A 13,748-nucleotide genomic window follows, 5' to 3' on the forward strand; every position below is an offset into this window, starting at 1 on the left:
GTAGCCGCCGCCATAGGGGGCGGGGCTGCAACTCGGAATGTAAAAGGACGCACGTACATGGCCAATATCTCGATCCTCGGCCTCGGTGCCATGGGGCAGGCGCTGACCGCCCGCTTTCTTCAACAGGGCCACACGGTCACGGCCTGGAACCGCACGCCCGGCAAGGCCGCATCACTGGTCGCCAAAGGCGCGCGCGAGGTGAAGTCCGCCGCCGACGCCATCGCCGCAAGCGACGTCACCGTGATGTGCGTGCTGGACTATGCCGCGTCGGATTCGGTGATCGATGATGCGGCGTCGGCGCTCTCCGGGCGTGCGCTGGTCAATCTCACCAATGGCACGCCGGCACAGGCGCGCGCCGCCGCCGAGCGAGTGGCCGGGCTGGGCGCTGCCTATCTCGACGGCGGCATCATGGCGACGCCTCCGATGATCGGCGGGGAACATGCGCTCATTCTCTACAGTGGGTCGAAGCCGACCTTCGATGCGCACGACCGAACGCTCGAGGCGCTTGGCGCCGCGAACTATCTCGGTGCGGATCCCGGGCTGGCCTCACTTCACGACCTCGCCCTTCTCAGCGGCATGTATGGCCTTTTCGCGGGCTTCTTCCACGCCAGCGCGCTCATCGATTCCGAAGGTATTCCCGCTGGCGCGTTCCTCAAGCTCCTTGGCCCATGGATGACCGCGATGATGGGCGAGCTGCCCGGATATGCGGAGAAGATCGACAGCGGCAGGCACGGCGTGAATGTGGTGTCGAACCTCGGCATGCAGGCCGCCTCGCTGGACAACATCCTTACCGCTAGCCGCGAGCAGGGCGTCGCCACCGATCTGCTCGACCCCATGCTGGAACTGTTCCGCGAACGGGCCGGCGCCGGTTTCGGGGACGAGGATATCTCAGGCATCTTCGAGCTGATCCGGCGAAAGAGTGGGAAGACGAGGTGAAGCCATCGCGGATGGCCCGCTGTCCCATCGCTGGCGACATTCACGCTCGCAGCGACAATCTAACTCACAGCGATGCGCAAGCCGGTGTCATCGAAAAGATGCAGATGGCTGGTATCGAACTTCAGATCCACCGTGTCGCCGGAAGCCACCGGATATTGTCCGGCGACAACCGCCAGCATGGTCTGGCCGCCGCTTGTCCTGGTGTGGACGATTGTCTCGGAGCCGAGGGCTTCGACCAGCGCGACGCGGGCCGCAACGTCTCCCTTGCCGGCATCGGCGAGGCTGATGTGGTGTGGCCGCAGCCCGAGCGTCACGTCGCCATTGGCCGCGCTGACGTTCCCGTCGATCTCGAATCCGGCTGAACCGTCCAACGTGAGGCTTGATCTGCCAGCGCCCCAGGGTGCCACCTTTACCGGCAGGAAGTTCATACGCGGTGCACCGATGAAACCGGCGACGAACAGATTGGCCGGATGATTGTAGAGCTCGAGCGGCGTGCCAATCTGCTCGATGCGGCCGGCGCGCAGCACGACGATGCGGTCGGCAAGCGTCATCGCCTCGATCTGGTCGTGCGTGACATAGACCATCGTCGCCGACAGCCGCTCGTGCAGCGCGGCCAGTTCGGCGCGTGTCGAGATGCGCAGTTCGGCGTCGAGATTGGACAGCGGCTCGTCAAGCAGGAAAGCGGTTGGATTGCGCACGATGGCGCGGCCGATCGCGACGCGCTGGCGCTGGCCGCCGGAGAGCTGGCCGGGGCGCCGGTCGAGATATGGCGCGATTTCCAGCATCCGCGCGGCTTCGGCGATGCGCGCATCGATTTCGGCGCGCGCCATACGGGCGTTCTCCAGTCCGAAGGCCAGGTTCTGGCGCACGCTCATGTGCGGGTACAGCGCGTAGGATTGGAACACCATCGCCAATCCCCTGTCGGCGGCCGGAACGGTGGTCACGTCCTTGCCGTCGATCGCGATGACGCCGCCTGTCGGCCGGTCAAGCCCGGCGATGAGCCGCAGCAGTGTGGACTTGCCGCAGCCGGAGGGGCCGACGAAGACGATCAGCTCGCCGTCAAGGATGTCGAGATTTATGTCGTGCAGCACGCCGACCTTGCCGAAAGCCCTCGATACGCCGGTAAGTGTGATCTGGCTCATGATAGCCTCTATTTCAGACCGGAGCCGGCAATGCCGGTGGTGATGAAGCGCTGAAGGAAAATGAACACCAGCACGACCGGGATCATGGTGACGACAGTCATGGCCAGGATGTAATGCCATTGCACATTGAGTTGGCCGGCATAGGTGTTGAGACCGACCTGCAGCGTATAGACCTCCTTGCGCGACAAGACGATCAGTGGCCAGAGGAAGTCGTTCCAGCGCCAGACCACGGAAAAGATCGCCAGTACCGCCAGCGCGGGGGCGGTCAGCGGCAGGATGATGCGCCAGTAGATCTGCCATTCCGACGCCTTGTCCATGCGCGCTGCATCGATCAGCTCGTCGGGGATCGTCAGCATGTACTGGCGCAGCATGAAGACGCCCGTGGGCGTCGCCACCGTCGGCAGGATCACGCCCCATAGCGAATTGAACAGTCCCATTGCCGAGATCACCGAATAGAGCGGCACCAGAATGACGGAGAGCGGCACCATCAGCGTCGCGACGATGAGCATCATCACAGCGGAGCGTCCCCGAAAGTTGTACTTCGACAGTGCGAATGCAGCCATCGAATTGGTCAGGAGCGTAATCAGGGTGGCGACCACGGTGACGAAGACCGAGTTGCGCAGATAAAGGAAGAAGTCGAAGGCGAGGAAAGGCTGGACATAATTGTCGAGCGCGAAGGCGATGCTGCGCTTGGGCGTACGGTTGCGGATGTTGACGCGTATGATCTCGCCCGGGTTGGCGGGATCGACCATCTGCGCGACGGTGCCGAGGCGGCGCACTTCGGCGAGCACGCGCACGCTGCCGTCGTCATTGCGCACTTCGAAGAGCTGCAGCGGCTCCTCATACCCTTCCACGACAGCTTCGGCGGTGACATAAGGCAAAACAGTCGGCGGGAACTCGGCCAGCGCCGCAGGCGTCTTGAACGACGAGTTGACCAGCCACAGCGCCGGGCCGAACATGACAAGCAGCCCGCCGATCAGCCAGAACCAGGTGAAAACGTCGGTCCAGTGCCAGCCGGCGCCGCCGCGCCGGCGGAACAGAAATTCCGCAACCCTGCTCATCGCATTTTGCCCCGCTGCTCGTTGCGCCTTGCGATGCCCAGCTGGATCAAGGTCAGCACGACCAGCACCGCTCCCATGAGGATCGAGGCCGCGGAGGCGAGCCCCGGATTGCGCAGCATCGAGGCGAAGCCGACCTCGTAGATGTACTGCGTGAGGAACAGCGTGCTGGTCCCGGGACCGCCTCCGGTCAGCACATATATCTCATCGAATATCTGCACGGCGCGGATGAGTGTCAGCACCAGCACGACCAGGAGGTTGGGCGCCAGCAAGGGCAGCGTTATGCGCCAGAAGACGCGCATGGGCCGCGTGCCGTCCATCTCGGCGGCCTCATAGAGGTCTTTCGGAATGGCCTGAAGGCCGGCGAGAAGGATCAGCGCATAGAAGCCGACATGGGCCCAGACCGACACCATAATCGCGGCGGTGAAGGCCCAGTTGCGCTCCACCAGCCAGTTGACCGGGGTTCCGCCCGCCTCGAACACCATCAGGTTGAGCAATCCCTGCCGCTGCAGGATCCAGCGCCAAATGAGACCGACCACGACCGGCGACAAAAGCACAGGAAAGAAGAACACGGCGCGCCAGAAACTGCGCGCACGCAACTCACGGTTGAGCACGAGTGCGGTGACAAGCGCCACGGCGACCATCATCGCCACTTGCAGCACGACGAAGGTCAGGGTGTTCCAAACCGCGATCCAAAACAGGTCCTCGGTGCAGCTCTTCGGATCGAGATAGCTGCCGCAACTGAACAGCCGCCCATACTGATCGGCGCCGACGAAGGTGCGCTCGCCGAGGAACAGCGCCCCGCCACCGGTCATCGAATAGAGGATGTTGATGACCAGCGGAAACAGCACGAAAATGCCGAACACCAGCATGTTCGGCGCCAGGAAGAACACGGCCATGCCATTGCTGCCCGTGCGCCGTTGCAACATGCGCAGTGGCGCATCGAAAACATTTGCAAGCCAGCCGACCGGCGCCAGGATGATGGCGCCGGCGCGGGTTGCTATGCCGTTTCGGACGTCTCCCATGACACTGCCGCGACGCTACTTCGATGCCTCGGCCACCTGTGCCTTGATGTCCTCGTCGATGCGGACGAAAGCCTCGTCGAGCTTCAGCTCGCCGGCCATGACCTGACTGATGCGGGTCACCAGCGCGCCATAAACCGGAGTTCCCCATTTCCATGCCGGCAGGGCGGCGGCATTCGGCGCGATCTTGCCCGATGCCTTCAGGAAGGCTTCGAGCGACGCCTTGACGTTCTCGTCATCGGTCTTGTAATCGATCTTGCCGGCGAGAACGCCCTTGTGTGCGGGCAGGAACAGGGTGCGCTCGGTGAGTTCGCGCATGATGTCCTCGCGGCCCAGGAAGTCCATCACCTTGCCGACTTCAGCGGGGTTCTTGGTGTATTTGACCGCGACCAGCGCGGCGCCGCCCGGCATGCCGGTGCAGGCGGCGGTGCCGCACGGCGAGCCCGTCGCCACCCAGTCGAAGTTCTTGCCGATCTTGCTGGCCAGGTTGGCAACCTGCCAACTGCCCGAATAATAGTAGGCAATCTGCCCATTGATGAAGTCGTCGGCCCCGGCGCGATAGGTGGTGCCCGACGCCGACACCCAGATTTCCTTGTTCATGCGGCCGTCGGCAACCCAATTGACCAGCTTTTCGGCGAAGGCTTTCGTGCCGGCGTCAATCGGCGCCGGCAGTCGATCACCGCCGATGTAGTTGGCGCCATAAGAGATGTTCGCCGCCGAGATACGATGGCCGCTGCGGTCGATGGCAAAGGCTGCGTTGAGTTGCTGGCTCTGCTGCACCCTGCCGGCGGCATCGACCCATTCGTCCCAGGTTGCGGTGTCGGCCGGGATCGGCACGCCGGCCTGTTCGAAAAGCGTCTTGTTGACGAAGCCGCCGGTCAGCGTGATCTGGGTCATGAAGCCTGGAATGACCTTGGAACCGTCAGGGCGCATCCAGTCGAACTGGTCGCCGAAATTCGTCTGCCAGTATGCTGGATCGGCAACCACGGGCGTCAGGTCGAGCCAATGATCGGCGAGTTCCTTGATGTTGGTGACGCGGGCGATATCGGGACCCCGTCCTGCCTCGAGTTCGACCGGAAGCTGCTCCTGGACAACCTTGTAGGCGACATTGTCGAGAATGACGTTGATGTCCGGATTGTCTTTCATGAAGCGGTTGAGCAGGTCCTGTATGACCTCGCCCTCGACGCCGTCCGAGTACCACATCACGCGAACGTCGCCTGCGAACGCGGTCGACGACAGAAGGCCCGCCGAAAGGCCCAGGATTATCGAATTCATTCTCATGGTTCACTCTCCTCCGCTTTTGCGGTCTTCACCGCTTGATTGTCGTTGTCCGAGCTGCTGCTTGTCGGGCTCCTTTTGATCCAATCCTCACTTGGTTGCGATGGCGTCGGCTGCGAAGAACGTGGCTTCGCCGCTGACCTGCCAGTCGGCCGGATCGACGACACGGCCCTCAGCCTCTATGCGGCCATCCGGATGGAACAGCACGTCGCCGTATTCCGGGTCATTGACATGCAGAAGGTCGTTTTTTCCGTGGCCGAGCGCGAGCTGAGAAAACTGCGCCTCGAATTCCTCCAGCGACCCGTATTGCCGGCGCCGGCCCAAGCGGATGATCCATGCGGCATGATGGCCCGGCACCCGCAACTCGTTTCCAGCGGTCGGCCCGCGGCCGACCAACTCGAAGGCGCTGTCGGCCTTCAGCATCGCGAACCCATCGCCGCCGCGCGCCGAAGCGATGTGTTCCTTGACCCACGCTTCATCGAACGCGCTCTGTGGGAACCAGGCATGGGTAAAGTCGGGTTGCTCGGCAGCGCAGCTGAACAGCACAACCGCCAGGTCGCGGTATTGATGCACGCGCGGCAGAGATCCGCAGCCGCCCCAGTAGGACGGCCGGCCATAGCCCGAATGAATCGTCTCGCCCGGATGGTTGATCCATATCTGCGCGTCGGGATTGCCGCCGAGGCGCAGGTGCAGCACCGTTTCCTGATAACCCCATTCGTTCCAGCGATAGGCTGCCGCGCTTCCCATGGCGAAATCGCGGGTCTTGTAGTGGTAGAGCTTGGCGATCCGGTTCTGGCCCTGCGCAAAGCACCATTCCTGCGCGTCGTCGCCGGCTATGCAGGCGATGCCGGTCAGTTCTTGCGGGACGTGGAGCCCATGGTCGCGCATGCAGAGCGCAAGCTGCGGCAGGGCGTGGAAGCGCATGCCGTAGAAACCTTTGCCCCACAGCATGCGTGCAATGCCGGAAAGTTCCAGCGAACGGGCGGCGCGCAGCGTGTGTTCGTAGGAGCGGCCCTGCGCGCCGGTAAGCATGCCCTGCTGAGCCGAGCGGGCGACGATCTCGAGCAGGCGGTTGATCGCAGCCCCGGCGCGCCGGCGCACATCGGCGTCTGGCCCAAGCGCGTACAGGATCGTCAACCCTTTGAGATCGATCGGGAAATAAGGGGCGGAGTTGAATTCCGCCATCTCCCATGCCTCGAAATGATCAAGCCAGGCGCGCACGCGCGCAAGGCCCACCGTCGACTGCTCCGCGCCGGTGCGCCCCGGGCGGACAAAGCGGGCATCGGGCAGGAGATGACCGCCGAGATAAGCCGCGGTGTGAAACAGAAGCGCGTGGTTTTCGGAAAAGTACCACTGCACGTCGTTGCCCGGCTCATCCATCCAATAGCGATAATTGAGGATCGCCTCGTCAATGCGGTGACGGAGATCGACCGCAATCGAGTCGCCATAGGCGCGACGGCACCAGAGCAGTGGAACCAGGATGAAATCGGCGCAGTCATGGCAATCTTCGATCGCCGGCAGTGCAGCAGCAATGATGGCGTCGGTTTCAGGGCCGCCGCGGCCGGTCGCCAGCCGCGCCAGCGCCCGCACGGTATCGGCCTCGGCGAAACTGGAGACCTGTTCCAGGGCTTCGCCGATCCTGTCGGCAAGGATGGCGGGGGCGCGGCCCTGACGCGCCGCATGACAGATTTCGACGCCGAAGACTCGCCGGGCAACAAAGCCTGAAGATGAGAGCGATACGGCAAAATGCCGGAAGTCGGCGGGAAGGTCTTCCGTGGCGGCAATCGTGATGCGTCTTGCCCCCGCTTCGATGCGGCGGCGGAAGATCACGGGCGCTTCGATCGACATGAAGTCGCCCTCGATCACAACAGCTACATCCACCGCAACCGGCAGCGCGACATCCGTCACCAGCGCCACTTCGCCGCCGGAATAAAATGGACGCTCGAAATGCATGGCGTCGAGAGCGGCTTCCATGGCCGCCGCGACGTCGCCTTTGACGGTCGTGGGCAAGACCTGTTCGGCAGTTGGGCCCCGGAGATAGTCGAGTTGGAAGAAGTAGCGTGCGTCACGCTCGGCGAGATCGTCGAACCAGATGCTGATCTCATTGGCGCCGGCGACGAGATCGACCTCGAAATCCTGGGAAGCCTCGAGATTGCGCCCGTAGGGCGCCATCCAGCCGGCCTCTATTCCGTTGACGAACAAAACGGCGCCGCCGCAGGTGCGCAGCCGCAGCCGCGCCCGGCCGTCCGAGCCTGCGTCGAGCACCGTACTTGCCCAGGTGGCGACCACGGTCGGGCGGAACCAGAAGCCCGACAGGTCGACGCGCGGCGAGCCGAACGGAAGCCAAACACGGTCCGGCTCGAACACGCCCTGCGGCTTGGGCCGTTTCCCGCGGCGTTCGGCGGCAAACTCGGTTCGGCAGGGATATTCGTGCGGGATGAAATTCTTGTGCTTGGTCAGGAAGAAGAAGGGATCCATCTCCCCTTGCATCGGCTGATCCGCAACATCGTAGCGCTGCTCGGACGTCGTGCCGACGAGCCAGTAAACGACAGGGCCGCCGAGCGCGAGCGGCCGGCGCAGCGTAAGATCGTGCGTGATCGGTTCCACGGTGTTCATCGCAGCGTCTCAACGGGCACGGGCGACACGTCGTTATAGGCCTGGTTCTCGCCGGTCATACCCCAGACGAAGGCGTAAGGGCCGGTTCCGCTGCCCATATGGATCGACCAGGCCGGCGAGATGACACAGTCGCCATTGGCCACGACCAGATGGCGGGTATTGTCCGGCCGTCCCATCAGATGGATTACCCGATCTTCCGCCGCGAGATCGAAATAGAGATAGGCTTCCATGCGCCGCTCATGCAGGTGAGGGGGCATGGTGTTCCAGACGCTGCCCGCAGCGAGATCCGTGATGCCCATCAGCAGCAGACAGGAAGGCGCGACTTCCGGATGAATGTACATGCGCAAGGTGCGCTTGTTGGCGCGTCGCCCCTCGCCGAGTTCGAGCGGCTTCGCCTCGGATTTCGTGATCAGCCGATGCTTGATGTCTGCGCCGGCCGGAACCGAGTTCATATAGAACCAGGCGGGGTGCGCGGCGCTGTCGCTCTCGAGCGTCACTTGTTTAGCGCCGCGCCCGACATAGAGCACATCGCGGTTGGCGAGCGCGAAGCGCTGCTGGTCGACGCTCACCGTTCCTGCGCCGCCGAGATTGGCGATGCCCATCTCGCGCGCGGTGAACAGATGAGGCGTGCCGACGTCCGCGCCATCGCCGAAACTCAGCGGCTCTCCGGTTGGGCACGCGCCGCCGACGATCATGCGGTCGACATGGGTGTAAGCGAAGGCGATACGGCTGGGCTCGAACAGCCGCTCCACCAGAAACTCGGCGCGCAGCCGCTCCGTCCCGTAGCCATCGATGTCGCCCGGACCGGCGCCGAAGAGAACGCGCATCGTCATGCCGCTGCCTCGTCAGCTTCGGCATGGATCATCCCCTCGGTGAGGCAGAGGATCGCCAGGGCCTGGCCGTAGCCGGTAGGCTGGATCGGGATGTCGCGGTAGAACTGGAGGTCGTGGCCCATGCGGGTGCCATAGGAAACCTTTCCGAGCACGCCGTTCTCGTCGATGCTGGCCAGCACCGCGTCGAGTGCGCGCCGGCCCGCTGGACCGCACGTCTTGGGCCCGAAGCCCAGGCGCGCAGCTTTCATGAGACCATAGCCGATGCCGGCGGTGGCCGACATCTCCTCATAGGAAGTCGGGTCATCGAGCAAGGTGTGCCATGCCCCCGATGGCGCCTGCAGGCGCAGCAGCGCATCGATCTGCGCTTCCAGCACGCCGAGCAGATAGGCTTCGACTGGCTTGCCGACACCGCCGTTTTCGATCAAGTCGAGGATGCCGACCGTGATCCAGGCGTTGCCGCGGGCCCAGAGAGCGCCGGCAAAATTATGTCGGCCGGCAAATGTCCAGCCATGGAACCACAAGCCGGTTTTCGGGTCGGCGAGATAGCGAGCATGGACGAGGAACTGGCGAACAGCCTCGTCGATGCAACCTTGCCGGCCGGCCGCGCGTCCGTGGAAAGCGAGGAACAGGCCGGCCATGAACAACGTGTCGTCCCACAATTCGTCGTCGTTGATCTTGTCTGAGACATTGTGCTGGAACCCGCCCTCGGGCGTGCGAGGCATATCGCGAAGCAGCCTTTCGGCCCATTGGCCGAGAGGCGTTTCCCAGCGCTGATCGCGGGTCTCGCCCCAGAGCAATGCCAGCGCCATCATCGGAGCGGTGGTGTTGATGTTCATCGGCGGCAGGCCCGCCCTGAAATGGCGCTCGTACCAGTCTTCGATCGTCTTCAGGAGTTTCGGGTCGCGATTGTGCCGCCAGAGGCAAACGAGGCCGTAGAGGCCCACGCCCTGCGGCCATTCCCAGGAATCGAAGCTGATGTAGTCGCCGGCCGTGCCGTCGAGGTTGGGCTCGTCGAAACGGCCGTCATGGCGCAGGCCGGTCATGCCGCGCACGAGCAGGTCGAGCTTTGAGCGCATATCTCTCATGGACGACGCCACCACTCCTCCCAAGTTTGCGCGATGTCGGGCAAATGGGTGCCACAGGAATTTTTATTGCGCAATCTGAAATTTTTTTGCAGCATGAAGACCTGGTGAGGAAACAGCCTATGGTCGTCAATGTCGAAAGCGGGAAGCGCGGCACGCCCAGCCGGCGCGTGCGGCTCGAAGACGTCGCCGCGCGCTGTGGCGTATCCGTCAGCACGGCGTCGCGGGCGCTTGCTGGCGGCAAGGGCGTGCGCGGCGATCTTCGGTCGACGATCATCGAAACCGCCAGGAAGTTGAACTACACGATCCCCACGTCGATCGCCGGCCGCAAGGTGATCCTCGCCGCAAGCAACGCTGCGAGGATCGACTATGGCCGCAACCAGTTCACCTTCTATGTGCTCGACGGACTGAACGAGCGCGCAAAAACTCTCGGTGTCGAGCTGGTGTCGCGCTCGATCGCCGACTCCGGTGAGCAGATCGCGCTGCTCAATGAGGCAAGCCAGGACAAGAGCGTCGTCGGTTGCCTGTTTCTGACGCTTGACGACGAGGCGGTGCTGACGCTGACCGGCGGTTTCGGCAAGCCGATCGTGCTCATAAACGGCGACGACCCGGCGATGCACCATTCGAGCCTGACGCCATGCAACCGCTCGGCGGCGCATCTCGCGACGCAGCACCTGCTCGACCTCGGCCACCGGCGCATCCTGTTCCTGATGCGACGCGGGCGGCGCACGATCGAGCGTCGCTTCGAGGGCTGGCAGGATGCACTGCGAGAGCGCGGCCTGGCGGCCGGCGACCTGGCCGTGGAGGTGGCGGATTGGCTGCCGGACCTTGCGGCCGAAGCGATCGCGCGGCGCATCGAGACGCGCGGCCTCGACTTCACAGCTGTGCTCGCCGCGGGCGACAGCCTCGCTATCGGCGCGATGATGGCGATCCGGAAGTCGGGTTACGAGGTGCCTGCCGACGTGTCGGTCATGGGCATGGATGACCTTCCGCAGGCAGCTTTCCAGAACCCGCCCCTCACGACGATGCATATCCCGATGCGCGAGATCGGCGCGGCGTCGCTCGACCTGCTGCTCGCCGATCTCGGCGGGGACCTGCCGCCGCGCCGTATCGAATTCGCCTGCCATATCGTGCAACGCCAGTCGACCGGCCCGGTTCGCGCCTGAGACGCATGGTTCACACCGCTGTCCGGGCCAGGCCATCGCTACATCGATGGGGTCACGTTCGAACCGTCTTCGAAGCGTCCGTAACCTCCGCCGAAGAAAAGCAGAGGTTCGCCGTCTCGCAAGGTCGCGGCGGTTACGCGGGCAACGACGATCAAATGGTCGCCGCCCTCATGCCCGGAGATCCGCACGCATTCGAACCGCGACAGGCAGCCACCCAGCAGCGGCACGCCGGCATCGTTCAGGTCGTGCGGGAGGCCGTCAAAAGCTTGACCGGCGCGAGCGAAGCGCTGGCTCAGCTCAATCTGCTCTGCGCCCAGAACATGAACCGCGAAATGCTCGCAACCTGCGAAGGCGGCAAAGCGCCTCGAATGCCGGCCGATCGACCAGAGCACGATCGGCGGGTCGAGGGACACCGATGCAAAGCTGTTCGCGGTGATGCCGACGGGACCATCAGGCGTCATCGTGGTGACGACGGTGATACCGGTCGCAAACCGGCCGAGCGCGTCGCGGAACTCGCGCTTGCGGTCGGGGCCGGGCACCAAGCTTTTCATCGGTTGCTGCTCGGGGTTGAAGTGGTACATCAGGCGCCCTCCTGGCCAAGGGCTGCGGTGGAAGCTTCAATCTCGTTGACGCGCATTCGCAGCATCATCATCGTCGCTCCCCGGTTCCGAGCGGAGTCGCCGGGGTGATGTCCGGCACCCGGCCATAGACATGCGGCAGCGAGCAGGTGTTGATGTTCGGCAGCACGCGCTTGCCGAAGGACAGGGCCTCGTCGAGATGCGGATAGCCGGAGAAGATGAAGGCGCGGATGCCCATTTTCCGGTATTCCTCGATCTCGCACATGACTTGATCGGTCGAGCCGACGATCGCGGCGCCGCAACCGGAGCGTGCGCGGCCAACGCCTGTCCACAGATGCCGCTCGACATAGCCTTGTGCGTCGGCGCCGGCGCGGTTCTTTGCCTGGTGCGCGACGCCCAGGGATGTCGCGTCCAGTGCGCGGGCGCGGATAACGCTGCCCTGCTCGTCATCGAGTTTCGAAACCAGTTCCTCGGCATATTCGCGGGCTTCGGCTTCGGTGTCGCGCACAATCACGTGGACGCGCAGGCCATAATCCAATGTGCGGCCATGGGCGGCTGCACGCTCGTGAACATCACGCATGCGGTGCGCCAACACGTCCTTCGCCTCCGGCCACATCAGATACACGTCGCACTGTGCGCCGCAGAGTTCGAGCGCGTCGGGCGAATAGCCGCCGAAATAGAGCAGCGGCCCGCCATTCTGTTGGTAGGGCTTTGCGGGGTCGGCGGTTACTTTCCCGAATTGGTAGACCTCGCCCTGATGCTTGATTTCGTCGCGCGTCCAGGCCTGACGCAGGATCTCGATGACCTCGCGCGAACGCTGATAGCGGAAGCGGCTGTCGGCGAGTTCGCCGGGAAAGTCGGAAGAGATGACGTTTACAGTCAATCTGCCCTTCAGCATGTGGTCGAGCGTTGCGAGCGTGCGCGCCAGCATGATCGGTTGCATTTCGCCGCAACGCACCGCCGCGAGAAGGTTGATCGAATGGGTTATCGGAGCGCAGCCCGCCACGAAGGACAGAGTATCCTGGCCAACCTGGTAGGACGAGGGACACAGGATATTGCGAAAGCCCAGTCCTTCGGCTGTCTTGACGATGTCGGAGCAATGCTCCCAACTCGACCGCAGCGTACCATCCGGTACGCCGAGATAGCGGAAATCATCGGAACACAAAGCGGAAAACCACGACACTTCAGCAGCATCGAGATCTGCGGACGTCACCGGAACGACCGTCAATGTCGGCACTCCTCGCTGTCAGAGACTGGAATTCCCTGTTGCATATCATTCGTGTTTGTGTAGATCAATAGTGTATCAATTTTGCGTTGGAGACAATGTGAGCACGTCCAGAAACGCCTACGCGCTTCCGATGCATCAAAAGGTCAGCGAAATGCTGATCCGAGAGATCGCGGCCGGGCGGATGATTGAGGGCGAGAAGCTTCCGCCGGAGCGCGACATGGCTGCGGGGCTAGGAATAGCGGTCGGTACTTTGCGCAAGGCGCTCGGCGATCTCGAGCGCAAGGGCTTGCTCAGTCGCATCCAGGGTTCCGGCAACTACGTACGTTCGCAACCCGACGTGGCCAGTGTCTATTCCATGTTCCGGCTGGAACTCCTGGAGGGAGGCGGGCTGCCGACGGCGCGCGTTCTGTCGGTCGATCGGCTGGCGAAACCGATGGACCTGCCGGTGTTCGGGTCGAGCAGCGAGGCCCATAGAATAAGACGGCTGCGGAGCCTCAGCGGCAAGCCGGCGGCGCTGGAGGAGATCTGGCTCGACGGTGCCCGTGCGGAGACGGTTGCTATCGAAGAACTGTCGGATTCGCTCTATCTCTACTACCGCAAGGCGCTCGGCTTCTGGATCTTGCGTGCAGAGGACCGCGTCGGGGTCGGCCAGGTGCCTGGATGGGCGCTGCCTGAATTCGGCCTCGCGCCGGGCGCTGCCGCCGGCTTCATCGAGCGTACCGGCTGGATGCAGGACGGCGCCAGCGCGGAGTTTTCCAGGACCTGGTTTGATCATGGCGTCGCACGCTACGTCGCGCGGCTGCGATAAG

The 13,748-nt window shown here is 63.6% G+C and carries 12 protein-coding genes; 3 read left to right on the plus strand and 9 right to left on the minus strand.

Translation table 11 applies throughout. The features are described from left to right. Positions 1-57 precede the first annotated feature (57 nt). Positions 58-936: an NAD(P)-dependent oxidoreductase gene (locus AC0L2B_RS19185; RefSeq protein WP_473746443.1), complete on the plus strand. Its 879-nt coding sequence runs from the start codon at positions 58-60 to the stop codon at positions 934-936. A 59-nt stretch (positions 937-995) separates the two neighbouring features. Here the strand turns inward: AC0L2B_RS19185 and AC0L2B_RS19190 are convergent, their stop codons facing one another. The 7 genes from AC0L2B_RS19190 to bglB form a co-directional block, all read right to left on the minus strand. Next, complete coding sequence (locus AC0L2B_RS19190) at positions 996-2,078, minus strand: ABC transporter ATP-binding protein (protein WP_473746444.1); 1,083 nt, start codon at positions 2,076-2,078, stop codon at positions 996-998. A gap of 8 nt (positions 2,079-2,086) precedes the next feature. Continuing rightward, positions 2,087-3,139 carry a carbohydrate ABC transporter permease gene (locus AC0L2B_RS19195; RefSeq protein WP_236377826.1) on the minus strand — a complete coding sequence of 351 codons (1,053 nt, stop codon included), beginning with the start codon at positions 3,137-3,139 and terminating at the stop codon, positions 2,087-2,089. Further along, positions 3,136-4,161, minus strand: a complete 1,026-nt coding sequence (locus tag AC0L2B_RS19200; protein WP_473746445.1) for a carbohydrate ABC transporter permease — start codon at positions 4,159-4,161, stop codon at positions 3,136-3,138. Before AC0L2B_RS19200 ends, AC0L2B_RS19195 begins: the two co-directional genes overlap by 4 nt. A gap of 15 nt (positions 4,162-4,176) precedes the next feature. After that, a complete protein-coding gene (locus tag AC0L2B_RS19205; protein ID WP_473746446.1) occupies positions 4,177-5,439 on the minus strand; it encodes an ABC transporter substrate-binding protein in 1,263 nt (420 codons plus the stop codon). Between the two features lie 87 nt (positions 5,440-5,526). Then, positions 5,527-8,052: a hypothetical protein gene (locus tag AC0L2B_RS19210; RefSeq protein ID WP_473746447.1), complete on the minus strand. Its 2,526-nt coding sequence runs from the start codon at positions 8,050-8,052 to the stop codon at positions 5,527-5,529. Next, complete coding sequence (gene kduI, locus AC0L2B_RS19215) at positions 8,049-8,885, minus strand: 5-dehydro-4-deoxy-D-glucuronate isomerase (RefSeq protein WP_473746448.1); 837 nt, start codon at positions 8,883-8,885, stop codon at positions 8,049-8,051. The genes AC0L2B_RS19210 and kduI overlap by 4 nt, the downstream gene beginning before the upstream one ends. Continuing rightward, positions 8,882-9,970, minus strand: coding sequence for a beta-galactosidase BglB (gene bglB, locus AC0L2B_RS19220; protein ID WP_473746449.1), 1,089 nt, complete (start codon positions 9,968-9,970; stop codon positions 8,882-8,884). Before bglB ends, kduI begins: the two co-directional genes overlap by 4 nt. 119 nt (positions 9,971-10,089) lie before the next feature. On the opposite strand from bglB, the gene AC0L2B_RS19225 reads away from it, so the two are divergent. Beyond that, positions 10,090-11,133, plus strand: a complete 1,044-nt coding sequence (locus tag AC0L2B_RS19225; protein ID WP_473746450.1) for a LacI family DNA-binding transcriptional regulator — start codon at positions 10,090-10,092, stop codon at positions 11,131-11,133. Between the two features lie 38 nt (positions 11,134-11,171). Here AC0L2B_RS19225 and AC0L2B_RS19230 read toward each other — a convergent pair whose 3' ends face one another. After that, a complete protein-coding gene (locus AC0L2B_RS19230; RefSeq protein WP_473746451.1) occupies positions 11,172-11,714 on the minus strand; it encodes a flavin reductase family protein in 543 nt (180 codons plus the stop codon). 67 nt (positions 11,715-11,781) lie between these two features. Continuing rightward, positions 11,782-12,939, minus strand: coding sequence for an LLM class flavin-dependent oxidoreductase (locus tag AC0L2B_RS19235; protein WP_473746452.1), 1,158 nt, complete (start codon positions 12,937-12,939; stop codon positions 11,782-11,784). Positions 12,940-13,069: 130 nt separating this feature from the next. Here AC0L2B_RS19235 and AC0L2B_RS19240 point away from each other — a divergent pair, with 130 nt between their 5' ends. Then, a complete protein-coding gene (locus AC0L2B_RS19240; protein WP_473746506.1) occupies positions 13,070-13,747 on the plus strand; it encodes a GntR family transcriptional regulator in 678 nt (225 codons plus the stop codon). Position 13,748: the final 1 nt, after the last annotated feature.

The organism is Mesorhizobium sp. WSM4815 (assembly GCF_055811575.1).

Coding starts and splice junctions, on each gene's coding strand:
- AC0L2B_RS19185 (WP_473746443.1), top strand. CDS start 58: ATGGCCAATATCTCGATCCTCGGCCTCGGTGCCATGGGGCAGGCGCTG.
- AC0L2B_RS19190 (WP_473746444.1), bottom strand. CDS start 2,078: ATGAGCCAGATCACACTTACCGGCGTATCGAGGGCTTTCGGCAAGGTC.
- AC0L2B_RS19195 (WP_236377826.1), bottom strand. CDS start 3,139: ATGAGCAGGGTTGCGGAATTTCTGTTCCGCCGGCGCGGCGGCGCCGGC.
- AC0L2B_RS19200 (WP_473746445.1), bottom strand. CDS start 4,161: ATGGGAGACGTCCGAAACGGCATAGCAACCCGCGCCGGCGCCATCATC.
- AC0L2B_RS19205 (WP_473746446.1), bottom strand. CDS start 5,439: ATGAGAATGAATTCGATAATCCTGGGCCTTTCGGCGGGCCTTCTGTCG.
- AC0L2B_RS19210 (WP_473746447.1), bottom strand. CDS start 8,052: ATGAACACCGTGGAACCGATCACGCACGATCTTACGCTGCGCCGGCCG.
- kduI (WP_473746448.1), bottom strand. CDS start 8,885: ATGACGATGCGCGTTCTCTTCGGCGCCGGTCCGGGCGACATCGATGGC.
- bglB (WP_473746449.1), bottom strand. CDS start 9,970: ATGAGAGATATGCGCTCAAAGCTCGACCTGCTCGTGCGCGGCATGACC.
- AC0L2B_RS19225 (WP_473746450.1), top strand. CDS start 10,090: ATGGTCGTCAATGTCGAAAGCGGGAAGCGCGGCACGCCCAGCCGGCGC.
- AC0L2B_RS19230 (WP_473746451.1), bottom strand. CDS start 11,714: ATGTACCACTTCAACCCCGAGCAGCAACCGATGAAAAGCTTGGTGCCC.
- AC0L2B_RS19240 (WP_473746506.1), top strand. CDS start 13,070: ATGCATCAAAAGGTCAGCGAAATGCTGATCCGAGAGATCGCGGCCGGG.